Genomic DNA, 15368 nt, shown 5'->3' with positions numbered 1-15368 from the left:
AGCGACCCCGGCAGAATGGGCAGCGATGACCATGAACTCCAAACGGCGCCGGGTGCACAAACGGCTTGCGGCAATGCCCGGCGTCCGGCCGGTGCGCAGGCCGATCGCCCCGGGCAGCGCCGACGAGTTCGACCTCTACTATGTGCGCACCGGCCGCAAGTCCGCCCACCCGCTGGTCATCATCCCCGGGGGGCCGGGCGTGGCCTCGCTGCAGGTCTACAAGGGATTACGGCGTCGCGCCGCCCTCGCGGGTCTCGACGTCATCATGATCGAACACCGCGGGATCGGCATGTCGCGCCATGACGACTCCGGCGACGATCTGCCGCCCGAGGCGATCACCGTCGATCAGGTCGTCGACGACGTCGCCGCCGTGCTCGACGACGCCCACGTGGACTCCGCCGTCGTCTACGGCACGTCGTACGGCAGCTACATCGCGGCGGGCTTCGGCGTACGCCATCCCGGCCGGGTGCACGCGATGATTCTCGATTCCCCACTGCTGTCACGACACGACATCGCGGTCGTGCGCGACGCCGTCCGCGGTCTGCTGTTCGACGGCGATACTCCGGAAACCGCTGCGTTGGCGCCCAAGGTCCGCAAGCTGATCGACACCGGGGTGATGACCGGGACGGCGGGGGAGATCGCCGCCACCATCTACGCCTACGGCGGCGCTGCGCTGCTGGAGCGCGAACTCGACTTGCTGCGCAGTGGCCGAATGACGGTGTGGCGGATGCTATCCCGCTTCTCCGGCCTTGTCAGCCGCAATGTCGCATACCGCCACGAGATCGATCTGGTGAGCCGCATCGCATTCCGCGAACTCGACTACGCGGCCGAACCCGACGGGTTGCCGCTCGATCCCGCTGTGGCATTACGCGAAATCATCAGCGAGACAGACGCTTTCGAAGCAGAGCCGTATGATCTGGTGGCCGAGATGCCCAAGTTCACCTGGCCCACGGTCGTGGTGTCCGGTGGGCGCGATCTGGTGACACCACGGGCGGTGGCGGAGCGGGTGGCCTCGCTGGTGCCCAACGCGCTGTTGTTGGCATTGCCGACGATGGCGCACAGCGCCGTGGACTTTCGTGAGCCCGCCGCGCTGATGATCGCCGACGCGGTGTGCCGCGGCGACGTCGACACGCTCGCCGGTCGGGGACCTGCGCTGGACACCCTGCCGGCCCGTCCCGCCATGCGCGTGCTGTGGAAGGCGGTCGAGGTGGCCGCGATCGCGGAGGGCGCGTTGCCGGTGGTGACACCGCTGTGGCGGCGGCTCAGGTCCGCATGAACCCGATCGCGGTGTAGTCCACGTCGGCCAGTCCGGCCGCACCGAAATTGGCCAAATCACGTCGCACCGCCCGGTTGCCCGGCGACTGAAACAGTGGCAGGTTGAACCCTTCCTGCCAGATCATCTGGTCAACTTCATTGGCCAGAGCACGCGCCTTGTTCTGGTCCAGCTCCGACAATGTCTCGGCGATCTTCGCATCGATCGCGGCGTTGCCGATCCTGCCGAAATTGCTGTCGCCGTCCGAGGTGTAGATCTGCGGAAGCGCAGACAGCGGGAAAGCATTGCCTTCCCAACCGAATTGGGCGATATCGAAGTCGCCGACCCCGATGTACTGGCTGAAAAAGCCATTCCCGGCTTTGACGTCGAGCACCAGCTTCACGCCGATCTGCGCCAGGCTGTTCTGCGCCACCATGGCGATCTGCCGGTTGGACGCCGCGTCGAAAAGGACGTCGCGGACGACGAGCTGCTTGCCGTCCTTCTCGCGCACCGCCCCGTTGAGCTTCCACCCCATGGCGTCCAGCTCTCTGCGGGCCTGGTCCGGGTTGTAATCGCCTGGCGCACTGTTGTTTTGGTAACCAACCTGTCCGGCCACATAGACGTGGTTGTTCAACGGCACGGGATCAGTGGTCAGACCGTGCTCGACGACATCGACGATGGCCTGTCGGTCGATGCCGTGGCAGACCGCCCGTCGCAGCCGCTCGTCGGCCATGATCGACCCCTGGGCGCCGTTGAACGTGAAGTGGAACCAGGTCGGGGCCGGCGCGCGCCGGATCACAATCCCGGGTGTGCGCTGGGCGGTCACCATATCGTCGAGCGTCGTGATACCCGCCGCGTCGATCGCCTTGTTCTGCAGGGCGGGGATGATCGCGGAGACGTCGAGCACCAGGAAGGTGATCGAATCCAGCCGTGGCTTCCGGCCCCACCATCGAGGATTGCGGGTCAACACGATGCGCTGGGCGGTCCGGTCGATCGTCGACACGATGAACGGCCCGGCGGACGGGCCGGGGCCTTCCAGCTGGCCCTTGTTGAAGACCTCCGGATTGGCGGTCATGCTGCGAGGTTGCATCCCGCCGGCGAACATGCCCCGCCATTCGGCGTACGGATCGGAGAAGGTGACCACGGCCTGGCGGTCGTCGACGCCTCTGGTCACCGACTTCACCCGTTCGAACCCGGCCCGGCTGGCGATCAGGTACCGCTTGTCGCGGCCGTTGCACGCTTCAACCTCCGACTTGAGGTCTTCCCACGTGATCGGCGTGCCGTCGCTCCAGACGGCCTTGGGATTGATTGTGTACGTGACGGTTTGGGGATTGGTCCCCGTCAGCTCGGCGCCGGTGAAGTAGTCGGTGTTGAGCTGCAGGCTGCCGTCCGCCTGGGTCATGAACGCCCCGGGCTGCGTGGCCGCCAGAACCGCGGCGGTGTCGGAGGTATTGCCGTCGATGTTCAACTGATTGAAGTTGTCCGGGAACGCCGTCAGTGGCAGGCGCAGGTTGCCGCCGTCCTGCAGCGTGTCGGGGTCCTGCGGGTTCATGTCGCTGGTGGCGCCGAGCTGAGCCGCCCGGGTCTCCGGCAGGTCGTCATACCCGCTCGAACATCCGGCGACCAGCAGCGCCAATGCCAGGGCCGCGAACTTGCGGGGGGTCACCGTCACCCCGCCGATGCTAACCCGCATCGGCGTGCGCTCGCGGAACGGCGGCCAGCAGCCGCCGGGTGTATTCGTGCTGTGGGTTGGTGAAGACCTCATCGCCGTCGCCCTGCTCGACGATGGTGCCCCGGTACAGCACCACCACCCGATGCGCCAGGTGTTTGACGACGGAAAGATCGTGCGAGACAAACAGATACGACAGACCAAACCGGTCTTGCAGGTCGAGCAGCAGGTTGATGATCCCCGCTTGGATCGAGACGTCGAGCGCCGACACCGGCTCGTCGAGCGCCAGTATCTTAGGCTGCAGCGCCAGCGCCCGCGCGATGCCGATGCGCTGCTTCTGTCCCCCGGAGAACTCGGCCGGATAGCGGGTGGCGTCGGCGTGGCGCAGGCCGACGATGTCGAGCAGTTCGGCGACTCGCGCGTCGGCGTCGGCCTTGTGAAATCCGTTTGCCTGCAAAGGCTCAGCTATGACTTCGGACACCGGTAGCCGCGGGTCCAGCGACGCCACCGGGTCCTGGAACACGACCTGGATGTCGCGCCGCAGCGAGCGCCGGCTCTCCGGATTCAACGCGGCGACGTCGGCGCCGAGCACCTCGATCGAACCCGATTGCGGTGCATTTAATTCCAGGATCTGTTGCAGGGTAGTCGATTTGCCCGAGCCGGACTCGCCGACGATCGCCAGTGTGCGGCCCTGCTCCAGGGTGAAGCTGACGCCGTCGACCGCTCGCACCTCACCCACCCGCCTGCGGAAGACCACGCCCTTGGTGAGCGGGTAGGTCTTGCGCAGGTCTGCGACCCGTAGCACCGTTGCACCCACCTCCGCCGCGGTATCGATGTCCGGTGGCGCGGTTGTCACGTCGAAGATCTCGGCGGCAGAACGCCCCGCGACGTCGTCGGTACGGATGCACGCCGCCCGGTGGTCTTGCGCGACGGTGATCAGAGCCGGTTCAGCCGAACCACATTCGTCGATCGCCAGCGGGCAGCGCGGCATGAACGGACAGGCCTCGGGGACCAGCGTCGAAAGATTGGGTGGCGCACCGGGGATCGGAACCAGCCGGGTGCCCTGCGGGGCGTCCAGCCGCGGCGCCGAACCGAGCAACCCGACCGTGTAGGGCATCCGGCGGTCCCGGTACAGATCTTCCACGGTCGCGATCTCCACCTCACGCCCGGCGTACATGACCATGGCCCGGTCGGCGAACTCCGAGACCACCCCCAGGTCGTGGGTGATGATCAACACGCCCGCGCCGGTGACGTCGCGGGCCGTGCGCAGCACGTCGAGAATCTGAGCCTGCACGGTGACGTCCAGCGCGGTGGTGGGCTCGTCGCAGATCAGCAGGTCGGGATCGTTGGCGATCGCGATCGCGATCACGACCCGCTGGCGCTCGCCGCCGGATAGCTCGTGCGGGAACGCTTTTGCGCGGCGGTCCGGCTGCGCGATACCGACCAGCTCGAGCAGCTCCACGGCCCGCGTGCGGGCAGCGGCGCGGCCGACGTCGCGGTGGTGGACCCGGATGGCCTCGGCTATCTGGTCCCCGACGGTATAGACGGGGGTCAGCGCCGACATCGGGTCCTGGAACACGGTGCCGATCGTCTTGCCGCGGATCCGTGACATCTCCTGGTCGGACAGCCCGAGCAGCTCCTGGCCGTGCAGCCGCACCGAACCGGACACCTGGGCGTACTGGGGCAGCAGTCCGATCACGGCCATCGCGGCGGTGCTCTTACCCGAGCCGGATTCGCCCACGATCGCCAGCACTTCGCCCGGGTCGATGTGGTAGGTCGCCCCGCGCACCGCGGGGATTCGGGCATCCCCGCTGTCGAAGGTGACGCCGAGGTCGGTCACTTCCAGCAGCGCCGTCACCGCGGCCGCCCGACCGGCTTGCGATTCTTGCGCCGGGTCGGCTTCGCGCCCGGATCGATGGCGTCGCGCAGTCCGTCACCGGCGAGGTTCGCGCACAACACGATCAGGATCAGCGCCGCACCCGGGAACAGGAAGACCCAGGGGAAGGTGGTCACCGACGGAGTGCCCTCGGCGATCAGGGTGCCCAGCGAAACGTCCGGCGGCTGGACACCGAATCCCAGGAAGCTCAACCCGGTTTCGGCCAGGATCGCGAAACCCACGTTCAGCGTCGCGTCGATGATCAGGATCGAGGCGACATTCGGAACGATGTGGTGCATGATCACCCGTCGGCTCGACACACCCATATACCTTGCCGCGCGGACGAATTCGCGTTCCCGCAGGCTCATCGTCAACCCGCGCACCATCCGGGAGCTGACCATCCAGCCGAACGCCGCCAGCAGCACGATCAGCCAAAGAATGCTGTTCGAATGCTTGGTGCGGGGCGTGACGACGGCAATGAGCAAAAAGCTGGGCACCACCAGGAGCAGGTCCACCAGCCACATCAGCGTTCGGTCGCGCCAGCCCCCGAAATAGCCGGCGATCGATCCGACGGTGGCGGCCAGGGTGGTCGAGATCATGGCGACGCACACGCCGATCAGTAGCGACTTCTGCATGCCGGTCAGAGTCCGGGCCAGCAGGTCCTGGCCCAGCGCGTTGGTGCCGAACCAGTGTCGCGGCGACGGCGGCTGCAGCAGGGCGTGCAGGTCCAGATCGGTATAGCTGTACGGCAACAGCGGCGGTAACGCGTAGCAGCCGATGAACGCCAGCGCCAGCAGGATCAGCGCCACCGCGGCGGGCCTGTTGCGAAAAAAGCGGTGGACCAACAGGTTTCGGCGCGACGCGAACGTTGCCACCGGGTGCACGCCGGACCGTACCGGGGCGGTTCCTTGTGTCATGAAACGCGTACCCTCGGATCCAGTGCCGCGTAGATCACGTCGGACAACAGCCCCGCCAGCAGAACCGCCGCGCCGGAGAAAAGCGTGATCGCGGCGACGACGTTGGCGTCCTGGGTCGCGATTCCCGACACCACCCATTCACCCATGCCGTGCCAGCCGAAGATTTTCTCGACGAACACCGCGCCGACCACCAGCCCGCTCACGCCATAGGCGAACAAGGTGGCCATCGGAATGAGTGCGGTGCGCAAGCCGTGTTTGAACAGCGCGCGCCGCCGGGTCAGGCCCTTGGCGCGCGCTGTCCGGATGAAATCCTCACCGAGCACGTCGAGCATCGCATTGCGTTGGTAGCGGCTGAAACCCGCGATTGCGCCCAGGGCCAGCGTCAGGGTGGGCAGCACCATGTGCTGCAGGCGTTCGGTGAGCGCCTCGACGGGTCCATCGGGTGGAAGCGGCGAGGTCTCCCCGGTGTACTGGAAGATCCCCATGCCCGCGAACATGTTGATCCGCAGGGCGCCCAGAATGAGCAGGCTGGCCAACACGAACGACGGGATGCTCAACACGATCAGCGACAGCACCGTGATCACCCGATCGCTGAGCCGGTACTGCCGCACCGCACCCCAGGCGCCCACGACGACGCCGATCAGCGTGCCCAGCACCGAACCGGTCACCACCAGCCGCAGGCTCACCCCGACCCGGCGCCACAGCTCCTGGGCGACGGGGTGACCGCTCACCGTCACCCCGAAGTCGCCGCGGACCACACCGGAAACCCAGCTCGCGTAACGGAGGACCACCGGTTTGTCCAGGCCCAACGCAACGGCCTTGGCGTGAATGGCCTCCGGCGGCGGCGTCGGGTGGCGCTGGATGAAGCTGTCGAGCGGATGAAACGTCTGCGAGGTCAGCAGGAAGGTCAGGAAGGACGCCAGCACCAACAGGACGACGTAGTTGAGGAACCGCCGGGCGAGGTACCGGATCATGCCCGGCGGGCCTGCCTGCATCGCATGGGGACAGGTTAGCGAGCCGACCGCGAGCCGGCTTGGATCACGGTTGGCGGCCCCGTCGACCGCCGTTCAGCAGCGCCGACAGCCGACCAGTATGATGAATTCTTCAACTGATCAACTAAAGGAATGTTGAATTCTTCAGGAGCAAAGGTGGAGTCGAAGCCCCTTTACAAGCTCAAAGCCGACTTTTTCAAGACGCTTGGGCACCCGGCGCGCATCAGGATTCTCGAGCTGCTGGTGCAGCGCGACCGCTCGGTCGGGGAGTTGCTGGTGTCCGATGTCGGGCTCGAGGCGTCGAACCTGTCCCAGCAACTGGCGGTGTTGCGCCGGGCGGGTGTTGTCGTCGCGGACCGCGACGGCAACGTCGTGACCTACTCGATCGCCTCGCCCGACATCGCCGAGCTGCTCGCGGTGGCGCGCCAGGTACTGGCCCGGGTGCTGACCGATCGGGTCGCGGTGCTCGAAGACCTGCGCGCCGACCCCGCGGCGAATTAGCGCCATGGGATGGCTCGCCAAAATCCTTCGCGTCGGCCGGATCGTCGAGCCCGCGGCACCGGCGCCGCCGTCGGCAACGGAACCGCCGGCGGGGGTGCGAGGTTCGCTGCAGATCCGGCACGTCGACGCGGGTTCGTGCAACGGATGCGAGGTTGAGATTTCGGGTGCGTTCGGCCCCGTGTACGACGCCGAGCGGTTCGGGGCACGGCTGGTAGCTTCGCCCCGGCACGCCGATGCCCTGCTGGTGACCGGGGTGGTGACCCGCAACATGGCCGACCCGCTGCGCAATGCCCTTGCTGCGACGCCGCGCCCGCGGGTGGTGATCGCATGTGGCGACTGCGCCCTGAACCGAGGGGTGTTCACGGATGCCTACGCTGTGGCGGGTTCGGTGGGGGAGGTGGTGCCCGTCGATGTCGAGATCGCGGGTTGCCCGCCCACACCCGCCGACATCGTTGCGGCGCTGCGATCGGTGACGGGGAAGTGACGACGACCACGTCGACCGTCGTCGCGACCTCGACGCCAAATGTGTTGCCGCGATTGGGTTTCGGTCGGGTCATCGGCGGCATGGCTACGTCCGCTGCAGGCATCGTCGGGGTGTGGCTGGGCTTGCGGGGCATGTTCGGATCGGTACGCCCGGTCGATATCGACTGGCTTCTCCCGCTGTCCGGCGTACGGATCGAACTCGACCCGCTCGGCGGATTCTTCGTGGCGCTCACGGGCGCGGTCGCGGTCCCGGTCGGCTGTTACGCGATCGGGTACGCCAGGCGCGAGCAGCTGAGCTGGGTCACGATGGCGGTGCTGCCGGTGTTCGTCGCGGCGATGGAGCTGGTGCCGGCCGCGGGATCGGTCACGACGTTCCTGCTGGCCTGGGAGTTGATGGCGGTCACGTCGCTGACGCTGGTGCTCTCCGAGGACACCCGCCCGCAGGTCCGCTCGGCGGGTCTGTCGTACGCGGTGATGACCCAGCTCGGGTTCGTCGCGATCCTGGTCGGGCTGATGGTGTTGTCGGCGGCCGGCGGATCCGACCGGCTCGCCGACCTGACCGGGGTGTCCGGCGGTGCCCGCACCGCGGTGTTCGTGCTGACGTTCGTCGGCTTCGGGTCGAAGGCGGGGTTGGTGCCGCTGCACGCCTGGTTGCCGCGCGCCCATCCCGAGGCGCCCAGCCCCGTGTCGGCGTTGATGAGTGCGGCGATGGTCAACCTGGGGATCTACGGGATCGTTCGCTTCGATCTGCAGTTGCTCGGGCCGGGGCCCCGCTGGTGGGGGCTGGCGCTGATGGCCGTCGGCGCCATCTCCGCGCTCTACGGCGTGCTGCAGGCCTCGGTGGCTACCGACATCAAGCGGCTGCTGGCCTATTCGACGACCGAGAACATGGGCCTGGTCACGTTGGCACTCGGTGCGGCAACACTTTTCGTGGACACCGGTGCCTACGGTCCGGCGACGATCGCCGCGGTCGCCGCGGTGGTGCATCTGATGGCGCACGGGGCATTCAAGAGCCTGGGCTTCCTGGCGGCCGGATCGGTGGTAGCCGCGACGCACCTGCGCGACCTCGACCTGCTCGGCGGACTGGCGCGCCGCATGCCGATCACCACCGGGTGCTTTGGGGTGGCAGCGCTGGGCGCCTGTGGGCTGCCGCTCGGTGCCGGCTTTGTCGGTGAGTGGCTGCTGGTCCAGTCCCTGGTCCACGCCGCTCCCGGACGCGATCCGATGGTGGCGCTGACGACACCGTTGGCGGTCGGCGCGGTCGCACTCGCCACCGGTCTGAGTGTGGCCGCAATGGTCAAAGCGTTCGGGATCGGGTTCTTCGCCCGTCCCCGCTCGAGTCAGGCCGCCGGCGCGGGTGAGGCGCCGGCCAGCATGCGTGCCGGCATGGCGGTCGCGGCGGGCGCCTGCCTGATACTGGCGGTGGCGCCGGGGCTCGTCGCGCCACTGGTGCGACGGACCATCGCAACGCTGCCGTTTGGCCACGCCGTGGAGTTCACCGACTTCGGCGCCGTGGTGCGACTGCCGGGGGTGCCCGGTTCGATCGCGCCCGGCGTGATCGCCGCCGGTGTCGTCGGCGCGGCGCTGGTGGCGTCCGGGCTGGCACTGCTGCGTTCCCGGCGGCGCCCCCCACCGGTAGTGCTGCCGCTATGGGCTTGCGGCGCAGCTGATCTCACCGAGCGGATGCAATACACCGCGACGTCCTTCGCCGAGCCGCTGCAGCGCGTCTTCGGCGAGGTGCTGCGCCCCGATACCTACATCGAGGTCACCCCGACCGCCGAGGCGCAATTCATGGCCGACCGAATCGCCTACCGGACCGCGATCACCGACGCGATCGAACAGCGCCTGTATACCCCGGTGGTCGGCGCGATCGGGGCCATGGCCGGGTGGATGCGGCGCGCCCACACCGGTAGCGTGCACCTCTACCTGGCCTACGGTGCGCTGGGCGTGCTGATCGTGCTGGTGGCGGCCAAGTGAACGCGATGTCCTACGTCGCGGGCGCGGCCCAGCTCGGCGTGGTCACGGTGGGCGCGCCGCTGGTGGTCGGTGTGACGCGTCAGGTGCGGGCCCGCTGGGAGGGGCGAGCGGGCGGTGGCGTGCTGCAGCCGTGCCGCGATCTACTCAAACAGCTTGGTAAGCAACAGATCACGCCAACGGGAACGACGATCGTGTTCGCCGCCGCGCCGGCGATCGTCGCCGGCACCACCCTGTTGATCGCGGCGATCGCGCCGATTGTCGCCACCGGGTCGCCGCTGGATGCCAGCGCCGATTTGTTCGCCGTGGTCGGTTTGCTTTTCCTGGGCACGGTTGCGCTCACCCTTGCCGGCATCGACACGGGCACCTCGTTCGGCGGTATGGGCGCAAGCCGCGAGATCACCATCGCCGCCCTGGTCGAGCCGACGATCCTGTTGGCGGTGTTCGCGCTGTCCATTCCCGCCGGATCGTCCAATCTCGGTGCGCTAGTGACAAATACGATCGCGCACCCCGATCACGTCATGTCCTTGACCGCGGTGCTCGCCTTTGTTGCGCTGGTCATCGTCATCGTCGCGGAAACCGGGCGGCTGCCGGTGGACAACCCGGCGACCCACCTGGAGTTGACGATGGTACACGAGGCGATGGTGCTCGAATACGCCGGGCCTCGGTTGGCGCTCGTCGAATGGGCGTCGGGGATGCGGCTGACGGTGCTGCTGGCGCTGCTGGCAAACCTGTTCCTGCCGTGGGGGATTGCCGGCGCAACGCCCACCGCGCTTCAGGTGTTGGCGGGGGTGGCGGCGATCGTGGCCAAGGTGGCGGTGCTGGCCGCGTTGCTCGCGACGTTTGAGGTGTTCGTCGCCAAACTTCGATTGTTCCGGGTGCCCGAGCTGTTGGCCGGCTCGTTCCTGCTGGCCCTGCTCGCGGTCACCGCCGCCAACTTCTTCACCGTCCGCGCATGAGGGCTCGCCGATGACCGACGCCAACTTCTCCACCCTGGTGGACTTCGCCGCCGGCGGCCTCGTGCTGGCCGCGGTCTTGATCGTGTGGCGCCGCGAGCTGTCCGCCATCGTGCATCTGCTGGCCTGGCAGGGCCTGGCGTTGGCCGCGATCCCGGCGCTGCGCGGCATCCACGACCACGATGTCGCACTGATCGGAGTGGCCGTCGCCGTGCTGGTGCTGCGCGTGGTGGTGTTGCCGTGGTTGCTCGCCCGCGCGGTGGGTGCCGACGTCGTCTCGCGACGCGAGGCCACCCCGCTGATCAACACGACCAGCTCGTTGCTGATCACCGGCGGATTGACGGTCGCCGCGTTTGCGATCACGCAGCCGGTGGTCGACCTGGAACCGGGCCCCAGTACCAACGCCGTGCCCGCCGCGTTCGCGGTGCTGCTGATCGCACTCTTCGTGTTGACCACCCGGCTGCATGCGGTCTCGCAAGCAGCCGGATTCCTGATGCTGGACAACGGGATCGCCGCGACGGCGTTCCTACTCACCGCGGGAGTTCCGTTGATCGTCGAACTCGGAGCCTCACTGGACGTGCTCTTGGCCGTCATCGTGATCGGCGTGCTGACCGGCCGGCTGCGACACGCCTTCGGCGACGCCGACTTGGACAAGCTGCAGGAACTGCGCGACTGATGACCGTGTTACTGCTCACGGCGATCCTTGCCCCGGCCGCCGCATCCGTTGCCGCCCTGGCCGGCGGATGGCGGCGCGTGACGGCGGCGCTGACAGTGCTGTCCGCGGTCGCCGTGCTGGTGTGCGGCGTGGCGCTGGGAATTCGGGTCGGGGCCGGTACCGGGTTTGCGCTCGGCGGGCTGCTGCGAGCCGACGCGCTCACGGTGACGATGCTCGTCGTCATCGGGACGGTCGGCACGCTGGCCACCTGGGCCGGCATGTCCTACATCGATGGCGAACTCGAGCGCGCTCACACCGACGAGCGTGGCGCCCGCCTATACGGCGTACTGACGCCGGCGTTTTTGGCGGCGATGGTACTCGCGGTGTGCGCCAACAACATTGGTGTGGTGTGGGTGGCGATCGAGGCCACCACGGTGGTCACCGCCTTCCTGGTGGGGCATCGCCGCACCCGCACCGCGCTGGAGGCGACCTGGAAGTACGTTGTGATCTGCTCGGTTGGCATCGCCGTCGCATTCCTGGGCACCGTGCTGCTGTACTTCGCCGCGCGCGACGGCGGGGCACCAGCCGCGCATGCGTTGAACCTCGATGCCCTTGCCGCGCATGCCCGCGGCCTGAATCCCGCCGTCGCGCGGCTGGCCGGTGGACTATTGCTGATCGGTTACGGCGCCAAGGCCGGGCTCTTTCCGTTCCACACCTGGCTGGCCGACGCCCACAGCCAAGCTCCCGCGCCGGTGTCCGCGCTGATGAGCGGGGTGCTGCTGTCGGTCGCGTTCTCGGTGCTGATCCGGCTGCGGCCGATCATCGACGCCGCCACCGGGCCCACCTTCCTCCGCGGCGGGCTGCTGGTGGTCGGGTTGATGACGCTGCTGGTCGCCGCGCTGATGCTGACCGTCACCGGTGATATCAAGCGGATGCTGGCCTACTCGTCGATGGAGAACATGGGCCTGATCGCGATCGCCGCGGCCGCCGGCACCACATTGGCGATCTCCGCGCTGCTGCTGCATGTGCTTGCCCACGGGATCGCGAAGACGGTGTTGTTCCTCGCGGGCGGCCACTTGCAGGCCGCGCACGACTCCACCGCGATCGCCGATATCACCGGCGTGCTGCGCCGGTCGCGGCTGGTCGGTTTGTCGTTCGCCACCGGCTTGATCGTCCTGCTCGGGCTGCCGCCGTTCGCGATGTTCGCCAGCGAGCTGGCGATCGCGCGGTCGCTGGCCGGTGCGCGGCTGGCCTGGGTACTGGGGGTCGCGATGCTGCTGATCGCGATCGCCTTCGCCGCGCTGGCCCGCAACTCCGGGCGAGTACTGCTCGGCGCACCCGCGGCGGGCGCGCCGTCGCTTGTCGTGCCCGCCACGGCCGCAATGGTGTTGATCATCGGCATCGCCGTCTGCGCGGCCCTGGGCGTCACGGCCGGCCCGCTCACCCACCTGTTCGCCGTCGCCGCCGGCAGCAACGTGGGAGCCCCGCGATGAGCCGAACCTGGTTGCGACACAGAGTATCCCAGCTTGAGCTGATCGAGATGGCCGAACAACTCCTGAACGATTCGTTTCGACTGGCGTTGGTCGCCGCGCACGACGACAAAGACAGTCTGCGCGTGGTCTATCTTTTTCTGGCCGGCTGTCCGGACCGCCGTGTCGAGCTGGAATGCGTTGTACCCGTGGATAACCCGAGCATCCGATCCTTGGCCTATATGTCGTTTCCGGCAAGCCGATTCGAGCGCGAGATGGCCGACTTGTACGGAATCCGCCCGGTCGGCCACCCCAAACCGCGCCGCCTGGTCCGGCACGCGCACTGGCCCGACTGGCACCCGATGCGTGCCGACGCGGGGCCCGCGCCCGAATTCGCGGACACCGGCGCATTCCCTTTCCTCAACGTCGAAGGCCCCGGGGTCTACGAGATCCCGGTTGGCCCCATCCACGCGGGCCTGATCGAACCCGGCCACTTTCGCTTCTCCGTGGCGGGCGAGACCGTGGTGCGGCTGAAGGCCCGGCTGTGGTTCGTGCACCGCGGCATCGAGAAACTATTTCACGGCCGGTCCGCCGCGGGGGCGGTCGATCTCGCCGAACGGATCAGCGGCGACACGTCGGCCGCCCATGCCCTGGCCCACAGCCTTGCCATCGAAGACGCGCTCGGCATCGAGCTGCCCGACGAGGTGCATCGGCTACGGGCGCTGATCGTCGAACTCGAGCGACTTTATAACCACGCGGCCGATCTGGGCGCCCTGGCCAACGACATCGGCTACAGCATCGCCAACGCGCATGCCCTGCGTATCCGCGAAAGACTGTTGCGGCTCAACGCCACCGTCACCGGCCACCGGCTGCTGCGCGGCGCCATCCACCCGGGCGCAGTTGCGCTGCAAGAGCTTCCCGACACCGAGGAGATTCGACGGCTCGACGCCGAGGTGGCCGAGCTCGCCGCGCTGACGCTGGCCAACGCGGTCGCCTACGACCGCTTCGCCGGCACCGCGATTCTCCGCTGTGAGGACGCCGCCGCCCTGGGCTGTCTGGGTTACGTCGCCCGCGCCAGTGGCCTGCGTACCGACGCCCGGGTCGAGCACCCCGCCGTCGAACTGCCCATCGCCGAGATCTCCGCGCCGGATGGCGACGTCCTCGCCCGCTACACCGTGCGGCGTGACGAGTTCGCGGCTTCGGCTGCCCTCGCCTGTCACATTGTCGAGTCACACAGCGGCGCAATCGAACACAGGGTCAGCGCCGACCCGACGGGTACGCCCGGCAGCGGTGTCGGCATCGTCGAAGGTTGGCGCGGCACCATCGTGCACCGTGTCGAAGTCGACGCGACCAACCGCATCACCCGCGCCAAAATCGTTGACCCGTCCTGGTTCAACTGGCCCGCGCTGCCGGTGGCGATGGCCGACACGATCGTCCCGGACTTCCCGCTGGCTAACAAGAGCTTCAACCAGTCGTACGCGGGCAACGACCTGTAGCCCGGCCACATCCGGATGCCCGGTCGCCTGCCGTGCACGATTTAAGACCCGGCAGAGCGAAACCAGACGCCGCGCGAACCGAAAGCGATACACTGCGGCACCGATTGTGTAGCAATTCCATGCCGCGATGCCGCTAGGAGGCCTGCCGTGACGGTTACCGATGACTACCTGGCCCACAACGCCCGATACGCGAGCACGTTCAACGGGCCACTGCCCATGCCGCCGAGCAAACACGTCGCGGTCGTCGCGTGCATGGACGCCCGGCTCGACGTCTATCGCATCCTCGGCCTGAACGCGGGCGAGGCCCACGTCATCCGCAACGCCGGCGGGGTCGTCACCGACGACGTGATTCGCTCGCTGGCCATCAGCCAGCGGCTGCTGGGGACTCGGGAGATCATCCTGATCCACCACACCGACTGCGGGATGCTCACCTTCACCGACGACGACTTCAAGCGCGCCATCCAGGAAGAGACGGGCGTCAAACCGCCGTGGGCGGCCGAGGCCTTCCCGGATCCCGCCGAAGACGTCCGGCAGTCGCTGCGCCGCATCGAAAACAGCCCGTTCGTCACCAAACAGGTGTCACTGCGGGGTTTCGTCTTCGACGTCGCCACCGGCAAGCTCGACGAGGTAACGCTCTAGCCGACCTTGTAGGTAGCGAGGGCCTTGGCGATCAGCCGGCCCTCCGGGTCGACGATCTCGGCCTCGCAGTTGGTCAGCGACCGGCCGCGCCGCAGCACCCGGCCCACCCCGATCACGTCGGTGGCGCGGGCCGGCGCCATGAAGTCCAGGGCCATCGATACGGTCACGCCGCGGAATTCCGGCGGTGCTTCCCTGCCGCACCAGGCCGCGGCCATCACGGTGAGGTCGGCCAGGGTGGCGATGGCGCCGCCGTGCACCATGTCGCCGAGCGTGACGTTGGACGGATCCCACGGCAGCCGTAGCCGTACCTCGTCGTCGTTGAGCTGGTCGGCGACGATCCCCAGCTTGGCGACGAACGGCGATTGGGGCAGAAACTGCGCGATCACGTCGCGCCCGCTGGGGGGAGCGGAGGAAGTGGTCATTCGTCCATGCTGTCGCACCGATCGCCCGCGGTGGAAGGGCCGGGGCCGCAACCCGGCGCGATGTGTC

The 15368-nt window shown here is 68.0% G+C and carries 14 protein-coding genes; 9 read left to right on the top strand and 5 right to left on the bottom strand.

The window, feature by feature from the left end:
- Window positions 1-25: 25 nt before the first annotated feature.
- A complete protein-coding gene (locus tag BN973_RS21535) occupies window positions 26-1276 on the top strand; it encodes an alpha/beta fold hydrolase (protein ID WP_036470766.1) in 1251 nt (416 codons plus the stop codon).
- Here the strand turns inward: BN973_RS21535 and BN973_RS21530 are convergent.
- Genes BN973_RS21530 through BN973_RS21515 form a run of 4 tightly spaced genes read right to left on the bottom strand, consistent with a single transcriptional unit; the run spans window position 1263 to window position 6688 of the window.
- Window positions 1263-2945, bottom strand: coding sequence for an ABC transporter family substrate-binding protein (locus BN973_RS21530; RefSeq protein ID WP_051641392.1), 1683 nt, complete (start codon window positions 2943-2945; stop codon window positions 1263-1265). The genes BN973_RS21535 and BN973_RS21530 overlap by 14 nt on opposite strands.
- Complete coding sequence (locus tag BN973_RS21525) at window positions 2935-4779, bottom strand: dipeptide ABC transporter ATP-binding protein (RefSeq protein ID WP_036470764.1); 1845 nt, start codon at window positions 4777-4779, stop codon at window positions 2935-2937. The genes BN973_RS21530 and BN973_RS21525 overlap by 11 nt, the downstream gene beginning before the upstream one ends.
- Complete coding sequence (locus tag BN973_RS21520) at window positions 4776-5714, bottom strand: ABC transporter permease (RefSeq protein WP_036470762.1); 939 nt, start codon at window positions 5712-5714, stop codon at window positions 4776-4778. Before BN973_RS21520 ends, BN973_RS21525 begins: the two co-directional genes overlap by 4 nt.
- Window positions 5711-6688, bottom strand: coding sequence for an ABC transporter permease (locus BN973_RS21515; RefSeq protein ID WP_036472830.1), 978 nt, complete (start codon window positions 6686-6688; stop codon window positions 5711-5713). Before BN973_RS21515 ends, BN973_RS21520 begins: the two co-directional genes overlap by 4 nt.
- A 174-nt stretch (window positions 6689-6862) precedes the next feature.
- Between BN973_RS21515 and BN973_RS21510 the strand changes: the two genes are divergently transcribed.
- The 8 genes from BN973_RS21510 (at window position 6863) to BN973_RS21475 (ending at window position 14879) form a co-directional block, all read left to right on the top strand.
- Window positions 6863-7207, top strand: coding sequence for a lsr2/espR transcriptional regulator (locus tag BN973_RS21510; RefSeq protein WP_084163484.1), 345 nt, complete (start codon window positions 6863-6865; stop codon window positions 7205-7207).
- A gap of 4 nt (window positions 7208-7211) precedes the next feature.
- The gene (locus BN973_RS21505; protein ID WP_036470757.1) at window positions 7212-7691 is read left to right on the top strand and encodes an NADH-quinone oxidoreductase subunit B family protein; all 480 of its coding nucleotides are present in this window, start codon (window positions 7212-7214) and stop codon (window positions 7689-7691) included.
- A gap of 80 nt (window positions 7692-7771) precedes the next feature.
- A complete protein-coding gene (locus BN973_RS21500; protein ID WP_036472828.1) occupies window positions 7772-9667 on the top strand; it encodes a proton-conducting transporter transmembrane domain-containing protein in 1896 nt (631 codons plus the stop codon).
- Between the two features lie 5 nt (window positions 9668-9672).
- A complete protein-coding gene (locus BN973_RS21495; protein ID WP_036472827.1) occupies window positions 9673-10623 on the top strand; it encodes a respiratory chain complex I subunit 1 family protein in 951 nt (316 codons plus the stop codon).
- 10 nt (window positions 10624-10633) lie between these two features.
- Window positions 10634-11296 (top strand): hypothetical protein, encoded by a 663-nt coding sequence (locus BN973_RS21490; RefSeq protein ID WP_036470756.1) that lies wholly within the window; start codon window positions 10634-10636, stop codon window positions 11294-11296.
- Window positions 11296-12768, top strand: coding sequence for a proton-conducting transporter transmembrane domain-containing protein (locus BN973_RS21485; RefSeq protein ID WP_036470754.1), 1473 nt, complete (start codon window positions 11296-11298; stop codon window positions 12766-12768). The genes BN973_RS21490 and BN973_RS21485 overlap by 1 nt, the downstream gene beginning before the upstream one ends.
- Entirely contained in the window at window positions 12765-14240 is a 1476-nt protein-coding gene (locus BN973_RS21480) for a hydrogenase large subunit (RefSeq protein ID WP_036470752.1), read from the top strand. The genes BN973_RS21485 and BN973_RS21480 overlap by 4 nt, the downstream gene beginning before the upstream one ends.
- Before the next feature lie 147 nt (window positions 14241-14387).
- Complete coding sequence (locus tag BN973_RS21475) at window positions 14388-14879, top strand: beta-class carbonic anhydrase (RefSeq protein WP_036470750.1); 492 nt, start codon at window positions 14388-14390, stop codon at window positions 14877-14879.
- Here the strand turns inward: BN973_RS21475 and BN973_RS21470 are convergent.
- A complete protein-coding gene (locus BN973_RS21470) occupies window positions 14876-15265 on the bottom strand; it encodes a PaaI family thioesterase (protein ID WP_036472826.1) in 390 nt (129 codons plus the stop codon). The two genes, BN973_RS21475 and BN973_RS21470, sit on opposite strands and share 4 nt — an antisense overlap.
- Window positions 15266-15368: the final 103 nt, after the last annotated feature.

The sequence above is a fragment of the Mycobacterium triplex genome (genome assembly GCF_000689255.1).
Classification (GTDB): domain Bacteria; phylum Actinomycetota; class Actinomycetes; order Mycobacteriales; family Mycobacteriaceae; genus Mycobacterium; species Mycobacterium triplex.
Note: the sequence above shows the minus strand (reverse complement) of the source record. Positions and strands in the feature narration are given on the sequence as shown.